Raw genomic sequence first — 18,654 nt, 5'->3', positions numbered from 1 at the left:
GTCAACTCCTGCCTTGGTGATTCCTGCGGACAGGAATGGTGATGGATACGGTCGTCCCTTGCCCCACAGTGCTGTGCACTTCGATACTGCCACCATGCTCTTCGGTGATTTTTTTGCACAGCGCCAATCCCAGTCCGGTTCCTTTGGCTTTGGTGGTAAAAAACGGTTCGAAAATCCTCGGCAGTTCGCCCGGGCCAATACCGTGTCCGCTGTCCTTCACCCTGATCACCACCTGTTTGCCATCAGCACCTGCCGTTATCCGGAGCGTGCCGCCTTCAGGCATGGCCTGGATGGCGTTCTTGCCCAGGTTGAGCAGGGCCTGGCCCAATCTGTCCCGGTTTCCGGTAATCAGCATCCCTTCCGGGCATTCAGTGATGATGTTTACATGGAGTTGTTCCGCTTCATGGCGAAGAAAAGCCGCAGTATGGGCTATGACCTCGCACATATCTACCGTGGCCATTGCACGGTCGCTTCTGGCGTAGGCGAGAAGGTCGCTGACGAGCGTTTCGAGGCGCTGGGCTTCCGCCACGATGCGCCGGGCAAAGCCGCTGTTTCGCTCATCCTGCGGCTTTTTCTCGATTATCTGGGCATATCCCTTGATGCCTGCCAAAGGGTTTCTGATCTCGTGGGCGAGCATGGCGCCCATCTCGCCAAGTTGTGCCAGGTTTTCCCGCCGCGCCATTTCAAGCTGGCGCCGTTCTTCTCGCCGGGTCAGGCGATAGAGCGCCACGGCCAAGATCCAGCCTGCGGCGAGGAGGCAGAGAAGGATTGTCATATTTAGCCGGGCGCGCCGGATAACGGCGTCGGCACGGTAGGTGTGGAGCGTCAGCCGGAGAGCGAGTGTCTCACCGGGGAGATACAGGGGAGAGTTGAACTCGAAAGCGTTCTCTCCCGTGCGCAGGGTAATCCGTGTGCTGGAGGTCGCTCCATCCTGAAGCGTAGCTCGTGGCATGGTTCCCTGGAGAGGCGTGCCGATCAGGTCCGGGTTGGTGTGAAAGCGGTAGAGACCCTGCCGATCCACCAGGGCGAAAAATGCTATGTCATGCGTCCGGAAGGTACTGAGATTCCGCAATGAGGGATCATGGAGGGCGATGTTTTCTATGGCGGCGGTGAGAGACAATGCGAGCCCGCGCAGGTTTTCCTCGGCTACCGGGCGGGCGCTCAGATAATTGCTTATGGCAAACCAGGTAAGGGCAGCGGATAAAAGAATTCCGCCTAAGAGTACGAGCTTTCTCATCCGGCTTTGCAGTCAGAGCGCAACCGGGACACGTGCTTTCCCGGCTCGCCCCTTCTGTTTTACCTCCCCAAGGGATACACCAACCACTGCTCGGCTGCAGTTAGTGCCGTATCGTTGAGTTTACCACCTTTCTCAGCGTTTCGGGGAGGTACTACCGATTTTCGCACGTCTTGAGTCTGACGCAGGGGATCCGAAGGCGGTCTGCAGATATGAAGGCGCCGTGAAGTCTTGCAGGTGAACATCCACGACGGCATTAGGTACCAAAGTGATTGTGCATTGACTTCTGGTTACCCGACGTCATCCGTTTCGCCGAGCAGAATCCTGATCACCTGGTTGGCCTGGTGGGAGGCGGCGATGCCGACGCGGGGGGCCATGAGGCCGTTCCCCGGTTGGGCTTCTGAGGTGAGATCCCCCACGAGGTAGAGGCGGCGGGAGATTTTCCGGGTGGTGATGGTGTTGTTCGGGCCGTACCCCGCCAGTCCCGAGGCGGCCACTACCATGGCGTCCGCCATGTTAGTGATGACGGAGTCCACCAGCATGCTCTTCATGTCTGCCCGGTCGAACGCTTCCACCACCACGCTGCAGCCGGCGAAAACGGCCGGCACATTGTCCGGGTCGAGCAGGATACGGTGGGGGGTTACGGCGACATAGGGGTTGATGCGGCGCAGCGTCTCGGTGAGGGCGTCTACCTTGAAGCGCCCCAGCTGGTCGACGAAATACTGCTGCCGGTTGAGGTTGGACGGCTCCACCACGTCGAAGTCGGCGATGACGAGCTCACCTACCCCGACCCGCGCCAGGGCCACGGCGACGGTGGAGCCGAGCCCCCCCACGCCGGCGATCCCCACCCGGGAACCTTTCAGCCGTTCATAGACCCGCGGGGTGTGGCGGGCGACCAGCAGGTGCTCGAGCTCCTCCCGGGGCGGGATTTCCCCCCGCCGGATCAGGTAGAGCTCGTCCCCCTCGTTGACCGTCGTGTCGGGGGGGACCGGAAAGCCGTTCAGGATGACCAGGTCGGCCCCCGGCTTGAACCGGTCCCGGACGACATCGACCCGCACACCGTCGGCCACGTCGGCCCTCTGTTCATTCACCTTTATCTGCATGGATACCGTCTCCGGAGTTTTGCACGGACGTTCAGCCGAGTCGCTTGAGCTCGGCAAGCAGGGCGTCTTTGTCGAGGGCTTCCCCCGTTTTGATCCCCAAGCCCCCTTCCTGGGCCCGATAGATGTCGAACCTGGGGGAACGCTGGCCGTCTTCCCCCGTCACCAGTCGCGAGGAAACGATGCCGATGTCGGCGAGCTGGGGCTGGCTGCAGGAGTTCTGGCAACCGGAGATGGCCCAAGTGAGGGACTCCGCTACGGGGCCCATGGCGTCGATGACTTCGCGTGCCACGTCCCGGGTCGGCGTGAGCCCCATGATGCATTCGTGGCTGCCGGGGCAGATGCGGAAGGTCACCCGCGCCTCCCGTGTGTCAGTGGTAAAGCCGGTCCGCACCAACGCGTCCCGACCAGAATCGGTATCGCTGCCGGCCGGAAGCGTGACGGCCATGTTCTGGGTGCCGGACACCATGAGCATGCCGCCGGCGTGGGTGTCGGCAAATACGGCCAGGTCGCGAAGATTGGCACTTGTCATCTCCCCGGCGAAGAATGGCACCTCGATGTGGTTTCCCCCGTCCATGTCATCGGGAACAAGGGATTCGGGAAGCCCCGTGACGGGGGGGAGCTCTTCGTGGGCGGTTGGTTCCGCCTCTATGCGCCGGAGCAGCTCTTCTCGCCCGATCTCCCGCACCAGGTGCTTGAGCCGTTTCCCCGCGGGGGTGTGCGCTGCATAGACCCGGATGATCGCCTCTATCAGGGGGATGAGTCGCGTTTCCGCCACCGCCTCAGCCAGCAGGAACCCCTCCTGGGGCTCCCGTCCCAGCCCTCCGGCAATCCACACGTCGTACCATGCCTGGCATCCTTCCGTCCGCGCCAGGACAAGCGCCACATCCTGGATCAGGTGCCGTTTCTTGGCGGTGCTCGCCTCGATACCGATCTTGAACTTCTTCGGGAGCCGCTCGAAGCGGGGGTTGCCGGTGAAGTGCCGGTGTAGCCGGCGCGCCAGCGATTCCAGAACTGGAAAGCCGGTCGTTCCCTGGCTGTTGCAGGTAACGCCGCGGACCGCTCCACCACAGGCCCCGCGGGAGGTGAGCCCGGCCCGGCCGAGTGATCTCTTTACGTCGGGAAGGCTTTCTTCCCGGATCCAGTGGATTTCAATGCTGCCGCGGACCGTCAGGTGCACCAGCCCCCGACCGAACTGCTCCGCAATCTCCGCAACGGCGTGCGCCTGTCCGGCGGAAATCGCCCCCGCCGGCAGCTTGACCCGTTGCATGAGGAAGCCCTCCTGGCGCTGCCGGTAAATGCCGTCAAGCCGATATTCCGTGCCGTGTGTCGTCATCGTGAATCCCTTCCGTGATCATGTGAGATGTGAAGATAGACCGTAACGCCGGTCTTTTTCAACTGGTTTCTTTCGGAGACTTGTGGCCACCATGTTCTTCCAGGATTTCACCTTTGTCAAGAGGATAAGTGGTGTTTTGGCTGAACCTGTTGCTTATTAATATAGTCAAGATTAGGTCGTTGCATGCGACGTTCAGGATTATTGTCAATCTGAATGTTGTGTGACAATTCTCGCCGAAAGGTGGTCGGGAAAAGGCACGGCGTTTGCATCGATTGTTTACGGGTAATCTGTTATACTAATATATAGATGAAGTTAGGTTAAGGATGCACCATGCGTATTCTGGTCGTTGAAGATGATGTGAAAACAGCCGCCTATCTGCGACAGGGGCTTTCCGAGAACGGGATGAACGTCAAGGTCGCCCATGAGGGGGACGAGGGGCTCAACCTCGCCCTCACCAGGGAGTTCGACCTCATTATCCTCGACGTCATGCTCCCCAATCTGGACGGGTGGCAGGTCCTGAAAAAGATCCGCGATCGGGGGAAGGGAATCCCCGTTATCTTCCTGACCGCCCGGGATGCGGTGCCGGACCGGGTCAAGGGATTGGAGTTGGGGGCAGACGATTACCTGGTGAAACCCTTTGCCTTCTCCGAGCTCATCGCCCGCATCAGGAACATCGTTCGTCACGGTCCCGCCAAACACGATGACGTTTATCGTGTGGGGGACCTCGAGATGGACCCGATTGCCCATACCGCCAAACGTGCAGGGAAGCGTCTCGATCTCACCCCAAAGGAATTCGCCCTCCTATCGCTCCTGATGCGGCGGACGGGCGAGGTGCTGACCAGGGTCCGGATTGCCGAGCGGATCTGGAACATGGAATTCGAGAGCGACACCAATGTGGTTGACGTGCACATGCGGCGCCTGCGCGCGAAAGTCGATGACCCCTTCGGCAGGAAGCTGATCCATACGGTCCGGGGGGTCGGTTATGTTCTGGAAGAGCGTGAGTCATGAATAACAAACTGGCCTTTCCCCGTATCTTTTCCCTCGTCGGCAAGCTGACGGTCCACTACACCCTGTTCACGTTCCTGATACTTCTGACCTCTACCGTCCTGATGTACTGGGGGCTGATCAGCTCTTTCGACAGGCGCAACGCAAGCTATCTCGATTCCCAGGTCCAGCTCATCGGGGAACTGTTGCAGAAGGGAGATCAAGAGGCCTTAAAGAAGGAGGTTCTGTACGAACATGTACCCGCCGAATATATCCGTCATTATGAGCGGGTTCTGGACGAGGGTGAACGTGTCCTGCTGGAAACCCCGGTGATGCAGAAGCTGGTTCCACCGCAACTTTTCACTGCGGAGTCTTTCAAAGGGAATATGAAGGCGCAGCGGTTTGCCGACGGCAACCTGTACGTGCTGAAATCGGCCTGGTTCCCTCTGGCGGGGGGGGGGAAGCGGCTTGTCCAGGTGGTGCTGGAAATATCCCAGGTGGAAAAAATCAGGGCGGATTATCGCCATAAGCTCCTGGCGGTGCTTCTTGTAGGGGTCTTACTCTGTGCAGGGGCCGGCGTCTTTATCGCGCGCTGGGACCTGCGGCCTCTCCGGGAGATCACGGATACCGCCCGGAACATTACTGTGTCCAATCTGGACGAACGTATCTACAAAGAGTCGTTTCCCCAAGAACTCCGGGTGCTGGCAACGGCTTTCGACGGCATGCTCGATCGCCTCAAGAATTCATTCGAAAGCCTTTCCGATTACAGCGCCAATCTTGCCCACGAACTGCGGACCCCCATCAGTATCCTCATGGGAGAGGCGGAGGTGGCTTTGTCACGGCAGAGGAGCGCCGAGGAGTACCGGCGGGTGATCGAGTCGGAACTGGAGGAGTGCCAGCACCTTACGCGGCTGATCGAAAGCCTCCTGTTTCTTGCCCGGTTCGACAGACACGAGATTGAACTGAAACCGGAAGAGGTGAATGTCTGTGAGTTGGTCGAGGGTATATGGGAATATTACGGCCCACTGGTGGAAGAGCATGGCATCACGTTCGACTGTACGGGTGATGTGCTCCTGAGGGGAGATCGGGAACTGCTTCGCCGGGCTTTCGGCTATCTCCTCCATAATGCCATTGTCTATAACAAGGAGGGGGGCAGGGTGGCGGTGGCGATGCACTACAGGGAGGACCGTTCCCCTGAAATCCGTATAAGCGACACCGGTTGCGGCATATCTCCCGAGAACCTCCCGCGCATATTCGACCGTCTCTACCGGAACGGCCGGTCCAAGCAGTTGTCGCCCATGTGGCCGGGGCTGGTGCTTCCCACCGCCAAGGCAATCATGGAGATCCATGGTGGTACGATCACCGTCGAGAGCGAACTGGACCGGGGGACCACCTTTACCCTCCGGTTCCCTCCTCCCACCGCATGATGCATTCTGGAAGATGACGAAATCGTAATCTTGTTGTAATCTTGCCGTGCGGCACTTTCCGTACTTTTCTCCGCCACCCCGGTTGTATTCCGAAAAACACCATCCTTTCTTTTCCCTGTACCAAAAGGTCCCGATTCCGGGACCTTTTTTTTATTTTGAAAAATGCAAATCATTTCAGTGGTTATCCGAACGTTGGATGTCTTCCTCGGCATATGTCGGACGAATCGGGCACGGCAGTTGCCAATATACGTATGAAAAGAAAATGCGTGGCGGACAAAACGGTTAATTTCCAATAACAATCGGGTAACGGTGAGATCAGGGTCGTTACTCACAACATACATCGGATGATGACGACACCTTTGGCGTCATCATGGCGATGCCAGCACGGAGGGGGCAGGGCCTACCGGGTTTTCACCGACTGGTCCTGCAGTGCACAAAGAAAAGGGGGTGGTTACAGCGAAAGGGTAATCAATGGGCAGTACGTAACCAGCAGTATGAAGAAATCAGCGGAAATGAAAGAAAAAACCAAACACAAGATCAAGAAAGGGAGAAAAAGATGAACGCATCGAAGATTCTAGTCGCGGCAGCTATGCTGACACTCGCGGCCTCGGGCAGCGCTTTCGCCTTCCATGACGGCGGCGTCGCCTACTGCGACGGTTGCCATACCATGCACAACTCTTCCGGCAACAAGTCCATGTCCGGCGGTCGCAACACTGCCCTCACCGGTTGGAACGCCGCTGGCAAAGCTTCCACCACTCAGTTCCAGGGCAATGCCTTCCTGCTCCAGGGCTCCGACGACAGCTCCACCTGTCTTAACTGCCATGCTGCCAACGATGCCACCGGAAGCGGCTATCACGTTATGACCTTCCCCGCTCCAGCCGTCAACGCTGCTGCGCCGGTCGAGCGTACCCCCGGCGGCGACTTCGCCTGGTTGACCCAGACCTTCCCGAAAGCCGGCTATGCTGCCCAGAGCATCGGCGAGCGCCATGGCCACAACGTAGTTGCCCAGGATTACGGCTTGACTGCCGACGCCACCCTGCTGACCGCCCCGGGCGGACAGTATGACGCGAAAGCGCTCTCCTGCGCAAGCTGTCACGATCCCCACAGCCGCGCCCGCATCGTCGACGCCAACGGCACCATCGCCTATGCCAAACCGGGTCAGAAGGTTCTGCCGATCGGCGCGTCCGGTTCCTACGGTGCAGTAGCCGACGCTAACACGGCTACCGGTGTGTACCGCCTCCTGGGTGGTGCCAACTACTCCCAGATGTCCTATAGCAACCCGCTGGCATTCAACGCTGACCCGCCGGTTGCCGTTGCTCCCAGCGCCTACAACAGAACTGAAGGAACATCCGACACCCGCGTCGCTTACGGCCAGGGGATGTCCGAGTGGTGCTCCAACTGCCACCGGTCGATCCACAACGACAACACCAACGCCGCCAACACCGCCCTTATCCACCCGGCCGGCAACGGTGCCAAGCTGACCGCCGCCGCCAATGACCTGAACGGCAATGCCACCGGCACCACCATCGCCGCTCTTTACAACGCCTACAAATCCTCCGGCGATCTGACCGGCACCCAGGCCGCTTCTTACAGCTCCCTCGTACCGTACGAGGAAGGGACTGGCGTCATCGCTACCCTGGCTGCCCATGCGGACACCACCGGCACCCAGACTGCGGGCCCCACGACCGGCGCTGAAAACGTCATGTGCCTCTCCTGCCACCGCGCCCATGCCACCGGCTTCAACAGCATGACCCGCTGGAACAACAACAGCGAATTCCTCACCGTCGCCGGCGCATGGCCTGACTTCGCCGCCGCTGCCGGTTCCGATTCGCTCAAGAACTCCAACGGTATGAACCAGGCAGTTTACCAGGCCGCCATGTACGACCGCCCGGCCAGCAAGTTTGCCTACGATCAGCGTTCGCTCTGCAACAAGTGCCACGCTAAAGACTAATCGATTAATTACGTATGTTATGCATGCCGGGGGCTTTGCCCCCGGCAAATTTTCCAATGTTAGTAAAGGGGGGCCGGTTGTGCTAACGGTCCCCTTTTGTCAGTAGTGCAGATTTTCACGTAACGGGACGAAGTGGTTGTAATCCCTGAGTGCGGGCAACAGCAATGTTTATGAAAAAACCAACAACGAGAAAAAAATCTATTGCCGACGCTTTGCCGACGGTGGCGAAGTGGCTGCTGCTGGCAGTTTTCCTGCTTGCCGGCGTCAATGCAGAGGCAAAACTTGATTATCTCTACAATCTCTCCAATTTCAACGGTCCCATTGCCTCCAGTTGGGTAAACTTCGGCATCGACACGGCGCAAAAAGAACTGTACGTCGTCAATCCTTCGGACCAGTCGGTTGACGTCTTTGATAAAAGCGGTCTCGTCGTGCATTCTTTCGGCGACGACGGCGAATTCGGCGTCATCCGCGGCCTTACCCTCGACGACAGCGGAACCATCTATCTCCTCTCTAATATCGGGACCCATTTCCGGGTCTTCGTGGCCAATTTCCGCGGAGCTCTCCAGGAGGAGCTCAAGCTGGAGGGGCTGTCCCCTCTGTTCACGGATGACTTTCGTCCGGACCGGATCTTCTGCCGAAAGGGTCACCTGTACCTGGTGGATACCCAGCAGTTCAAGGTCCTCATGACCGACCTCCGCGGCAGGTATGAGGATGGCTTCTCCTTCGCGTCCATTATCGGCGTCAATTACAAAAAGCGAAGCGACTTCGATATCCGCGGTTTCACTATTGACGGAGACGGCACCATCATCTTCTCTATTCCGGTTCAGTCACAGGTGTACCTGCTCTCTCCGGACAAGAAGCTCAAATCTTTCGGACAGCGGGGGAGCAGCCCCGGAAAGTTCAACGTCGTCGGCGGGGTTGCCGCGGACGATAAGGGGCATCTGTATGTGGCCGACACCCTGCGCTGCGTCATCATGATCTTCGACCGCACTGATGATTTCAAGTTCCTTGGGGAGTACGGGTACCGGGGATTTGCCACAGGGAACCTCATCGCCCCTATGGAAGTGGCCGTACTGGGAGATCTGGTCTACGTCTCCCAGAGCGCCAACCGTGGGGTGAGCGTCTACCGTTTTGCTTCGGAATAGACGCATTCCAACGCGGCCATGTCTTCTGCAGCACGTAAGGTTATTTACCCAGGAGTTACGGTTTGAAACAGCATGCAGTTGGTCGGGTCAGTGGTTCTGTAAAGGATTTGCCGTGAAACGATATTACCTGAACATAGTGCTGGCGTTGTTTGCCGTTTCCTGGCTTCTCGCCGGTTGCCAGGCACAGAGAATGCTTGTCAAGCCTCCCCTCACGGAGCAGGGAGAGCTCGTCCTCTATGTACGTCCCATTCCCCACGAAGCGCGGCGCCTGAAATTTGCCCTGTCACAAGTGCTAGCGGTGAAAGACGACGGCAGCGAGTATCCCCTGGAGCTTTCTTTCAAGGATTTCTCCAACGATCTCGCCAAACGGCAGCGCTTTTTCGCTTCAGGTCAGCTTCCCCCGGGTGAATATGTCGCTCTTGCCATGGGGGTCACCGGGGCGACCCTGCAGGACGAGGAGGGGGAAGAGAGGCTTCTTGTCCCGGAAAAGCCGGTCCGTATCGACTGTCGCTTCACTGTTACGCGTAAACGGGCCACCTTCCAGTCCCTGGCCTTCAACTACGACCAGTCGGTCATGACCGGTTACAGTTTCAGCCCGGTCTTCGCCGTTATTCCGGCGCCCCGGCCGGTGACGGGACTCATGGGCTACGTCAGCAATTCCGCTGCCAATACCATCACCGTCTTCGACAAGCAGTACCAGGAGGTGGTGGGGGTGATTGCCACCGGCTCCGGTCCCAAGGGAATGGCGTTCGACCGGCCGAGACGCAGGGCCTATGTGGCGCTTGCCGGTGACGATGCGGTCGAGGTGATAGACATAAATCTTGGCGAGGTCATCAACCGCATCCGCCTGAAGTCGGGGGACGCCCCCCAGGAGCTTGCCCTGACGCCCGACGGAAAGCTTCTTCTGTCGGTCGATACCGGCTCTAACACGGTGAGCGTGCTCGATCCCCTTTCTTACCTGGAACTGGCCAGGATTACGGTCGGCAGCAGCCCGACCTCGATCCTGCTCGATCCTGCCGGGGCCCGGGCCTATGTGTTCAACAGTTTTTCCCAGAACATCTCGGTCATCGACATTGCTTCCCGATCCGTTGCGGCAACCATCACGTCGGAGCCTGGGGAAGCGCGAGGACAGTTCAACAGGAATGGGGATGTGCTCTACACGGTCCATGAGATGAGCCCCTTTATACGGCTGATGAGCCCTTTTCCTTCGCTGGCTTTGCAACAGCGCTATCGCATCGGCATGGGGGCGGCAGCCATGAAGCTGGATACCCTGACCAACCTGATCTATGTGGGCAAACGGTTCGGTCCGGACATTGAAGTATACGAGCCTTCAACCTTCGTCTCCATCTCCAGCATTAACACGGGTGGAGGCGCCGTCCACATGGCAATCGACGGCGAGCAGAACAACCTCTATGTGCTCAATAGCGACAGAAAAACGGTGGCGGTAGTCAACCTCGTCACGCGGGAAGTGGTTGCCGAATTTGACGTGGAGGAAGCTCCTTTCTGGATATCCCTTATGGGGGAGAGGTAATTCCGTGCAGTTTTCCCGGATGAGGGCGGTTGGACCGGCCTCGGTATGTATATGCACAGCCATTGCCATTGCAATTTTCGGCAGTCTGCTGCCCGGAAAGTCGTGGGCCGATATGATAAGCGGAAGTGCGGAACTGGACGTAACCCTGTCCCGTAGTAAAGTTAAGGATGCGAACGGGGTGGTCACCTCGGACAGCAAAGGGAGCGATGTAATGCATAAATACAATCTGTCCCTGGATACCAATCCGTTTCCCCTGCTGAGGATTTCCGCCGGATCGGTGTTCCTCCAGGACATCTCTACCCTGCACGACCTGGGCACGAGTCCCCACTCCAGAACCACGACCCTTTCCCCTTACATCGACGCCATGCTCAGCAATACAATTTACCAGGCAGGGCTGGGATACAGCAGAACCGAGAGCTGGCAGACGGGGAGTAGTGAGACAACTCCGGCCACCGTCAACGAGGATTACCATGTCACGCTGGGATGGCGGCCGGCGGGTTTGCCCGATCTCACCGTCAGACTCTCCCATGCCAATACCTTTGACGTGGACCGGCTTAGCCAGGATACGACGACCAATATGGCCACCATAGGTTCCCAATACACCTACAACATGTTCAAACTTGGCTACCAATTCACCGGTACCGATTCCATGGACAATCTGCACGGTACCGACAATACGTCGCTGTTGCATAATGGATCGGTCAGTTATGCCGATCAGTTTTTCAACCAGCGGGTTTCTCTCTATACCCACTACAATGTGACCTACCTGCAATCCACGACAACGGCGGGTAACGGCGGCTTTGTGGATACTCCGCTCTTTCCCCAGAGCGGCATCTCCGCCTCGAACAGTGACCCTTCCCAGGGCACCGCAGAGCAGAACGTGGACAATCCTGCGTTGAAGGACGGCAACTTCACTGCTACCGCCGGCATCAACCTCGGCGTGGTCCCCGCTGCTGTCGATACCGGCAACAAATGGAGCATTGGCGTCGATTTCTTAAACGTGACGGAGATCAACAAGATCCTCATCTGGGTCGACCGGCAATTGCCGTCGGCCATAGCGGGCGCCTTCAGCTGGCAGGTCTGGGTAAGGAATGCAAGTACCGACAACTGGACCCAGATCGACCAGAACGGCAACACGGTGGCAGCCAATTCAGCAAACACGGTGCCGGCCACCTTCGGACCGTTCCAGAACAGCTTCACCCTGAAGCTGAACAACAGCGTAAAGACGAGATTCATCAAGGTGGTGGTCAATACCCTACCCCAGAGCACGGCTCTTACCAACCCTTCGTTCCAGAACCCGGAGCGGATATTTGTCACCGAATTCCAGGGGTTTCTCAGCCAGGCCGCGGCACAGGTGCAGGGGACATCGGCTAAAGTGAGCCAGAATTTCAACATGGATGTCCGGACCAGGCTGTTGGATTCCCCTTCTCTTTACCACAGCTTGAACCTTTCCCTTGCCGATACCACGGGAGGGGGGATCACGTATATCCTGGACAACAGCCTGATCCTCGATCACCGGCTCAACAGGATATTTTCCGTAGGGGCGAGTGTCGGGCGGGAAGACCTGTCTTCCGGTGGGCAGCAAAGTTATGCTTACCTGTACAACGCCTCCCTGAAGGCGACCCCTCTTGCCGGACTGAGCAATACCCTTGTTTACAGCGGCAGGATCGATCACTCGTCCAAAGGCACCACCGACAGCAATTCGGTCTATCTCACCAATCTGGCCCAGCCATACAAAGGGGTCGCCTTCAACCTGTCGACGGGATACAGCCTTTCCACCAACCTGACCGGACAGGAGTCGGGAAACCTGTCTCTCGTTGGAGGGGCCAGCATAACTCCCCGCCAGGACCTGAGCTTCAACCTGAGCTACAACCGGAGCATCACCACCCTTTCGGGGGCAGCCGCAGCATCCACCACTACTACCAGCCAGAGCGGCCTTATGGGGGCCACCTATCGGCCGTTCAGCAATCTTTACCTGTTCGCCTCGCTGGGGGTCCAGCAGGCGGAAAGCAGGAAAGCCCAGTATGTGCAGAATTACGGTGGCACCTGGTCGCCGTTTCCCGACGGCAATCTCCAGTTCAACTTTGCCTATAGTGAAAACGTCAACAGCCTGAACAACGAGAAAAACACCAGCCTGACCCCCTCTCTCAGCTGGAAGGTCGCGCCGAGAGCGATGCTGAGTCTTTCCTATTCGCTGCTTACCTCTGATTCGCTGGTGTCTTCTTCAAAATCCGATTACCTGTCAATGATGCTGCGCTTGTCATTCTAATTATCGCAGGAGTTTTTGTGCCTATGTGGTTCACGAGAAAATGGGATTCAAAAGGGATACAGTCGTTCCGGAAAGCGGTGCTGCTTCTGTTCATGCTTTCCCTGGCTGGTTGCGCTACCTTCCAGTCTTCGGACACCTTCCGCGACACGAATATGGATTTCGGCTCGATACGCACTGTCGAAGTCTTGCCGTTTGCCAATCTGTCCAGGGACAATGCTGCCGGCGATAGAGCACGGGACGTGTTTATAACCGAGCTACTTTCCACGGGAGCCGTTTATGTGGTGCCGGTTGGCGAAGTCAATCGTGGCATCGTCAGGGCCGGGATCAGCAACCCCGTTGCGCCTTCCACCGAAGAGATAGTGAAGCTGGGAAGCTTCATCAAGGCGGATGCCGTTATTACCGGCACCGTAAAGGAATACGGTGAAGTGAGGTCGGGTAGTGCCGTGGGCAACGTCATCTCTCTGAGTCTGCAGATGATGGAAACCCAGACCGGAAGAGTGATCTGGAGTGCCTCGACGACCAAGGGGGGGGTAGGGGTAACGGACCGGCTTTTCGGCGGCGGCGGAGTGCCGATGAACGTCATAACGGAAAAGGCTATAGATGAGCTCATCAACAAGCTTCTACCATAAGCTGTTGCCGGCTCTGGTCGGGCTTTTTCTGATAGCTGGCTGCGCTGGACAGAAGGAGATGGTGAAGTCGGCACCGACGGGTGGAGGGTACCGCATCGCCGTTTTGCCTATCGATAATCTGAGCGGCGGCAAGGCCCCCTTAAAAGAGTTGGGGCTGAAGTTGGCGGGGAACGTGAAGGCCGCCGGTTTCGACATACTTCCTGATGCATCCCTTGACCGTTTCATGGCCCGGCACCGCATGCGGAACATCGGCGGCATCGACGAAGATTTAGCCAAGGCCTTTGCCGAGGAAGAAGGAGTGAAGGGCGTACTCGTCTCATCCCTGGAGTATTACGCGGATAGTTTTCCCCCGAAAATATCCGTTACCTCCAGGCTTGTCAGTACCGGCAATGATCCGGAGATTCTCTGGATGGACAGCGCTGCCCTGGCAGGAAACGATGCCCCGGGCATTTTCGACACCGGCTTGATCAGAGAAGCGGCAACACTTTCCGACAAGGCGTTCGGCCAGCTAGCCCGTTCCCTGTCCGCTGACTTCGCTGTCGGTTTCAGGGGAGAGCAGCGGGGAGCGCAGAAGATATTTCCGCCGCGGCGCTTCTATCGAAAGGCGCTTGCCGCCGACAAACAGTTTCGCATCGTCGTTCTGCCCCTTTACAACCGGAGTGGCAGAAAATATGCGGGAGAGATCATGGCCCTACATTTCGTCCAGGAGCTGCACCGGCTTGGCAACTTTCACGTTGTCGAGCCGGGGATGGTGAGGAGTAAGCTTCTCCAGCACCGGCTCATTATGGAGGGGGGGGTGTCTAACGCCAACGCCGATGTGATTTTTGACGTGTTGCGGGCAAACATGCTTCTGACGGGAAAAGTCCTTGATTACCAGGATGCGCGGGGGGAGTCCGGCATCCCCACCGTGGATTTTTCCACGGCCATCCTCGACAGAGAGAGCCACATGCTCGTTCTTTCTGCAGACAGTTATAATACCGGTGACGAGCGTGTCCATTTCTTCGATCTGGGCAGGATCAACACCGCGTGCGGCCTGGCGATGGAGATGGTGCGCGGCATCGTCGGGCAACTTGTACCACGTTAGTAAAGGCATGAGTCCGGCCCGGACATTGAATTTGTCGCAGCCGGTACTATAATTAATCGTGATAATTCACTGACATACAGCCGGTAATTAGGTGATGTTACAAAGCGGAAATAGAAGGAAACGTATCATTATCCAGCCAAACCTGTGAGATCAGAGTGAGATCAGGCAAGGTTAAAGTAAAGGGGCCATATGAAAAAAGTATTTTCACGTATCGCGATTTTTTCAGGGGTGATGATCATCGGGTCGACGTCAGTCTTCGGAGCAAACCCGGAGCCAAAGAGTGATGGAGCGAAAGCCGCTGTAAAGGCGACGAAGGAAGCGGATACGAAGGGGGCGAAACCGGAAGAAGAATCGCTGATCGGGGTGAAATTCCCCGTGTTCTCTGCACTCTTTGACAAGACTCCTGTCGCCGCGGTAAATGACGAGCCGATCCTCCTTGAGGAACTGAAGGCAGCTCTCATGGGACTGCATCAACAGGCAACCGACGCCAGGTCCGGACTGAAGAAGGACTACCTCAAGGTGCTGAACCGCCTGATCAACTCCAGGCTGATCCTTGCCGAGGCTGCCAACATGGGACTCGACGAGACTCCAGATGTAAAGATCGCCGTCGATGCTTTCAAGATGGACCACATGCGGGACATGCTCAAAGTGCAGCAGTTCAAGGGAGTGACCCCTGACGCCAAACTGGTGGAGCAGTTTTACAAGGATGCGGTCAAGGAATGGAAGATACGGTCGGTAAAGCTGGACAAGAAGGAGGATGCCGACGCGCTGGTCAAGGAGGTCGCCGCCGGCGGCAAGTTCGACGAGCTTGCCGACAAGCTGATCGACAGCCATAAAGCCGAAGGGGTCAAAGAAGGGCAGTATATACAGCCCAAAGCCCTCTTGCCATACGTAGCCAATGCCGTATCGGCCATGAAAGTCGGTTCGGTTAGCCAGGTGATTCCCATCGGGCCTGCATTCACGGTCATCAGGCTGGAGGACGTCCGCTACCCTGCCGGTGACACCCAGGCACAGGAGGCAGCAGAGAAAAAGGCGGCGGAGGTCAAGCGAACCGAGGTCCTTACCACTTACAACAGCACGCTGGCTAAAAAATACGCCACTATAAACGAAAAGCTGCTCAAGCAACTCGATTTCGAGGCGGCGAAACCCGGCTTCAAGAAGCTGCTCGCCGACAAGCGGGTGGTTGCGCGGATGAAGGGGGCCGATCCAATTACCGTCGCCGATCTGGCGGATGCTCTGGCTGGCAGGTTCTACCACGGTATTGACGAGGCGATTAAGCAGAAAGAGGTGAATACGGTGAAAAGGGTTGCGCTGGATAACCTCATCTACCGGGTGGCTTTCATCAACGAAGCCAAGGCCCAGGGAATCGACAAATCCGCCGAATACCTGCACGATGTGAACGAGTACCGCAACTCCATTGTCTTCGGTGAATTCATCAAAAAGATCGTCGCCCCCGAGGTCAAGGTGACAGACGACGACATCGCCGCATACTACAAGGAGCACATCAAGGATTACACCATTCCAGCCATGGTGAAGGTGCAGGGGCTGGTTTTCCAGAAAAAGAACGCCGCCGAGGAGAACATGGAGAAGTTGAAGAAAGGCATCGATTTCGACTGGGTGAAGAACAATGCCGAAGGGCAGGTGGATAAGCAGAAAAGCGAGGACCTGCTGGAATTCTCGGGGAAGCTCCTGTCGATAAATACGATTCCTGATGGGATCCGGGAAACGGTACAAGGCGCTAAGGAAGAGGATATCAGGCTGTATGCCTCTCCCGAGGGCTACTTTTATGTCTTGCAGGTGAAGAAAGTCGTCCCGGAGACCCCTTCCGCCCTGGAGAAGGAGCGTAAACGAATCTTCAACGAGATGTTCGCCGGAAAGCTGAACAAAACGGTAGACGACTGGTCGGAGAAGCTGAGAAAAGCCTACCCCGTCAAGGTATATCTTGTGAGCGGCAGCAACTAATCAAAGGTTAGGGGAGAACCATGAAGGTTATTAAAATGCGACGCTATTCCCTGCTCGTGGCGGTACTGGCCCTTTTCAGCGTGGTCTGTCTCTTGTCCGCCACCCCTTCCCTTGCGGCAAAGAAATTCGTCAGCAAGGAATGTCTCGACTGCCACAAAAAGTTCGCAGACAAGTACCTGGACATGAAGGTCGTCCATCAGGTTGTCAAGGAGAAGAAGTGCGAGGATTGCCATCAACGTCATGGCATTGTGCCGAAACTCATTCTGAAGGGACCGGCCAATACCCTCTGTTTCAAGTGCCATAGCAAGGAAAAGATCGGCATGAACAAGCCGAATGTGCACACGGCGCTGAAAACCGGCAAGTGCTCCCTGTGCCATAACCCCCATGCCTCCCAAGCGAAATACCTGCTGAATGCGGAAGGCAATGGGATTTGTTACCAGTGCCATAAAAAAGAGAAATTTGAGAGTAAGGTGATACACACGGCGCTGACCAGGGATGGGTGCAAGGCCTGCCATCTGGCGCACAGTTCAGATGAAAAGAATCTGCTCGCAAAAGCCGAGCCGAAGCTGTGCCTTGACTGCCATGACAGCAGCAACAGTGCCTTCAGGAAAGCCCACGCCAATTACCCCGTGGAAAAAAGCCGCTGCACTATCTGTCACAATCCACATTCTTCGACCCAGCCCAAGCTTCTCAAGGCGAGTGCCCACAATCCCGTGGCCAGCGGCGGCTGTGATGGTTGCCACGATGCCGTCACTTCAAAGAATCCGTTTGCCGTTACCGTGAAGGGGAGTGAACTCTGCTACCAGTGCCACGAGGCAGCCAAGCTGAAAGGGGGCGGGACCGTGGAGCATGCGCCGTTCAAGAGCGGTGAGTGTCTTTCCTGTCACAATCCTCATACATCCGACTATTTGAGCCTCCTCGTGAATGAAGGCAATAGCCTCTGCGTGACCTGTCACGATGACAAGAAGGCTGCTCCCCTGTACAAGCATGGCGCAGTTACCCAGGGCAAAGGGTGTCTTTCCTGTCACAAGCCCCATGCCGCACCCAACAAGAGACTGTTGATCGCCAAAGGAGCGGATCTTTGCTATGCCTGCCATGCCAAGACGAAGGAAGCTCAGAAGTCGAGCAAGGTGATGCATCCGCCCTTTGGCGACGGAGATTGTCAGTCATGCCACAACCCCCATGGATCAAGTGTGCCGCGCATGCTGAAAGACCGGATGGATGCCGTCTGTTACGGCTGTCATAGCGATCTGGAAGGCAAGTTCAAACAGAGCCATACCCATAAGCCGGTTCTGCAGGGAAGCTGCACTGCCTGCCATTTCGCCCACGGCAGCGATGAGAAGAAACTTCTCAAGGCGCAGGTGCCCAAGCTGTGCGAGCCCTGCCACAGCGATTTCATGAAGCAGGAGGTGGGTGGCACCAACCATCAACCCTTTGCCGACGGGAACTGCCTTGCTTGTCACAATCCCCATGCCAGCAGCGTAGAAGGGATGCTTTCCCAGAAGCAGGATACCACTTGTTTCGGTTGCCACGATACGCTGGAAAAGGGGATGAAGGCCGCCGGAAGCAAGCATGAGCCGGTAACGGCAGGCAACTGCACCAAATGCCACAACCCCCATAAATCCAAGCTGACCAAGCTGCTTCTCGCCCAAGTGCCTGACCTGTGCGTTAACTGCCACAAGCCGATGAAGGAAAAACTTGCCAAAGAGACCCCCCATCCACCAGCACAGAAGAACTGCCAGGAATGCCACAAGCCCCACTTTGCCAACGTGCGGCCGCTGCTGGCCAATCAGACGACGGAAGTCTGTTCCCAGTGCCATGATCTGAAGGCAGCGTCCTTTGCCAAGGCACATCTCTCCATCGGCGTCGGCAACATGAATTGCATGAGCTGCCACGATCCGCACGCATCGAAGGATGCCAAATTCTTCAAAGAAACGGTGCATCCTCCCTTTGCCGCCAGATCATGCGAGGATTGTCACATTGTCGGAAAGCAATAAGAGGA

Annotated in this window: 13 protein-coding genes; 10 read left to right on the top strand and 3 right to left on the bottom strand. The window is 57.2% G+C overall.

All coding sequences use genetic code 11. The annotated features are described in order from the left end of the window. Window position 1: 1 nt before the first annotated feature. The 3 genes from LDN04_RS15205 to LDN04_RS15195 all read right to left on the bottom strand — a co-directional run bounded on the left by LDN04_RS15205 (window position 2) and on the right by LDN04_RS15195 (window position 3,670). Window positions 2-1,237 (bottom strand): nitrogen regulation protein NR(II), encoded by a 1,236-nt coding sequence (locus LDN04_RS15205; protein ID WP_223912460.1) that lies wholly within the window; start codon window positions 1,235-1,237, stop codon window positions 2-4. A 287-nt stretch (window positions 1,238-1,524) separates the two neighbouring features. After that, complete coding sequence (thiF, locus tag LDN04_RS15200; RefSeq protein WP_223912457.1) at window positions 1,525-2,337, bottom strand: sulfur carrier protein ThiS adenylyltransferase ThiF; 813 nt, start codon at window positions 2,335-2,337, stop codon at window positions 1,525-1,527. 31 nt (window positions 2,338-2,368) lie between these two features. Continuing rightward, window positions 2,369-3,670, bottom strand: a complete 1,302-nt coding sequence (locus tag LDN04_RS15195) for a nitrite/sulfite reductase (RefSeq protein WP_223912454.1) — start codon at window positions 3,668-3,670, stop codon at window positions 2,369-2,371. Window positions 3,671-4,000: 330 nt separating this feature from the next. On the opposite strand from LDN04_RS15195, the gene LDN04_RS15190 reads away from it, so the two are divergent. The 10 genes from LDN04_RS15190 to LDN04_RS15145 all read left to right on the top strand — a co-directional run bounded on the left by LDN04_RS15190 (window position 4,001) and on the right by LDN04_RS15145 (window position 18,649). Further along, a complete protein-coding gene (locus tag LDN04_RS15190; RefSeq protein WP_223912451.1) occupies window positions 4,001-4,678 on the top strand; it encodes a heavy metal response regulator transcription factor in 678 nt (225 codons plus the stop codon). After that, the gene (locus LDN04_RS15185) at window positions 4,675-6,081 is read left to right on the top strand and encodes a heavy metal sensor histidine kinase (protein ID WP_223912448.1); all 1,407 of its coding nucleotides are present in this window, start codon (window positions 4,675-4,677) and stop codon (window positions 6,079-6,081) included. The genes LDN04_RS15190 and LDN04_RS15185 overlap by 4 nt, the downstream gene beginning before the upstream one ends. A 556-nt stretch (window positions 6,082-6,637) precedes the next feature. Next, entirely contained in the window at window positions 6,638-8,032 is a 1,395-nt protein-coding gene (locus LDN04_RS15180; RefSeq protein WP_223912445.1) for a cytochrome C, read from the top strand. 170 nt (window positions 8,033-8,202) lie between these two features. Further along, window positions 8,203-9,177, top strand: a complete 975-nt coding sequence (locus LDN04_RS15175) for a hypothetical protein (protein WP_223912442.1) — start codon at window positions 8,203-8,205, stop codon at window positions 9,175-9,177. 112 nt (window positions 9,178-9,289) lie between these two features. Further along, the gene (locus LDN04_RS15170; RefSeq protein WP_223912439.1) at window positions 9,290-10,708 is read left to right on the top strand and encodes a YncE family protein; all 1,419 of its coding nucleotides are present in this window, start codon (window positions 9,290-9,292) and stop codon (window positions 10,706-10,708) included. Window positions 10,709-10,820: 112 nt separating this feature from the next. Next, window positions 10,821-12,977 (top strand): hypothetical protein, encoded by a 2,157-nt coding sequence (locus tag LDN04_RS15165; RefSeq protein ID WP_223912436.1) that lies wholly within the window; start codon window positions 10,821-10,823, stop codon window positions 12,975-12,977. A 23-nt stretch (window positions 12,978-13,000) separates the two neighbouring features. Then, entirely contained in the window at window positions 13,001-13,606 is a 606-nt protein-coding gene (locus LDN04_RS15160) for a GNA1162 family protein (RefSeq protein WP_223912433.1), read from the top strand. Then, window positions 13,578-14,690 (top strand): hypothetical protein, encoded by a 1,113-nt coding sequence (locus LDN04_RS15155; protein WP_223912430.1) that lies wholly within the window; start codon window positions 13,578-13,580, stop codon window positions 14,688-14,690. The genes LDN04_RS15160 and LDN04_RS15155 overlap by 29 nt, the downstream gene beginning before the upstream one ends. A gap of 189 nt (window positions 14,691-14,879) precedes the next feature. Beyond that, window positions 14,880-16,652, top strand: a complete 1,773-nt coding sequence (locus tag LDN04_RS15150; protein WP_223912427.1) for a peptidylprolyl isomerase — start codon at window positions 14,880-14,882, stop codon at window positions 16,650-16,652. Window positions 16,653-16,672: 20 nt separating this feature from the next. After that, window positions 16,673-18,649 carry a cytochrome c3 family protein gene (locus LDN04_RS15145; RefSeq protein ID WP_223912424.1) on the top strand — a complete coding sequence of 659 codons (1,977 nt, stop codon included), beginning with the start codon at window positions 16,673-16,675 and terminating at the stop codon, window positions 18,647-18,649. Window positions 18,650-18,654: the final 5 nt, after the last annotated feature.

This window comes from Geobacter sp. AOG1 (assembly GCF_019972315.1).
GTDB lineage: Bacteria > Desulfobacterota > Desulfuromonadia > Geobacterales > Geobacteraceae > Geomobilimonas.
This window is presented reverse-complemented; position numbering and strand designations above follow the sequence as displayed.

What these genes read in the sequence shown, in the direction of transcription:
- LDN04_RS15205 (WP_223912460.1), bottom strand. Translation starts at nt 1,237, where the DNA reads ATGAGAAAGCTCGTACTCTTAGGCGGAATTCTTTTATCCGCTGCCCTT.
- thiF (WP_223912457.1), bottom strand. Translation starts at nt 2,337, where the DNA reads ATGCAGATAAAGGTGAATGAACAGAGGGCCGACGTGGCCGACGGTGTG.
- LDN04_RS15195 (WP_223912454.1), bottom strand. Translation starts at nt 3,670, where the DNA reads ATGACGACACACGGCACGGAATATCGGCTTGACGGCATTTACCGGCAG.
- LDN04_RS15190 (WP_223912451.1), top strand. Translation starts at nt 4,001, where the DNA reads ATGCGTATTCTGGTCGTTGAAGATGATGTGAAAACAGCCGCCTATCTG.
- LDN04_RS15185 (WP_223912448.1), top strand. Translation starts at nt 4,675, where the DNA reads ATGAATAACAAACTGGCCTTTCCCCGTATCTTTTCCCTCGTCGGCAAG.
- LDN04_RS15180 (WP_223912445.1), top strand. Translation starts at nt 6,638, where the DNA reads ATGAACGCATCGAAGATTCTAGTCGCGGCAGCTATGCTGACACTCGCG.
- LDN04_RS15175 (WP_223912442.1), top strand. Translation starts at nt 8,203, where the DNA reads ATGAAAAAACCAACAACGAGAAAAAAATCTATTGCCGACGCTTTGCCG.
- LDN04_RS15165 (WP_223912436.1), top strand. Translation starts at nt 10,821, where the DNA reads ATGATAAGCGGAAGTGCGGAACTGGACGTAACCCTGTCCCGTAGTAAA.
- LDN04_RS15160 (WP_223912433.1), top strand. Translation starts at nt 13,001, where the DNA reads ATGTGGTTCACGAGAAAATGGGATTCAAAAGGGATACAGTCGTTCCGG.
- LDN04_RS15155 (WP_223912430.1), top strand. Translation starts at nt 13,578, where the DNA reads ATGAGCTCATCAACAAGCTTCTACCATAAGCTGTTGCCGGCTCTGGTC.
- LDN04_RS15150 (WP_223912427.1), top strand. Translation starts at nt 14,880, where the DNA reads ATGAAAAAAGTATTTTCACGTATCGCGATTTTTTCAGGGGTGATGATC.
- LDN04_RS15145 (WP_223912424.1), top strand. Translation starts at nt 16,673, where the DNA reads ATGAAGGTTATTAAAATGCGACGCTATTCCCTGCTCGTGGCGGTACTG.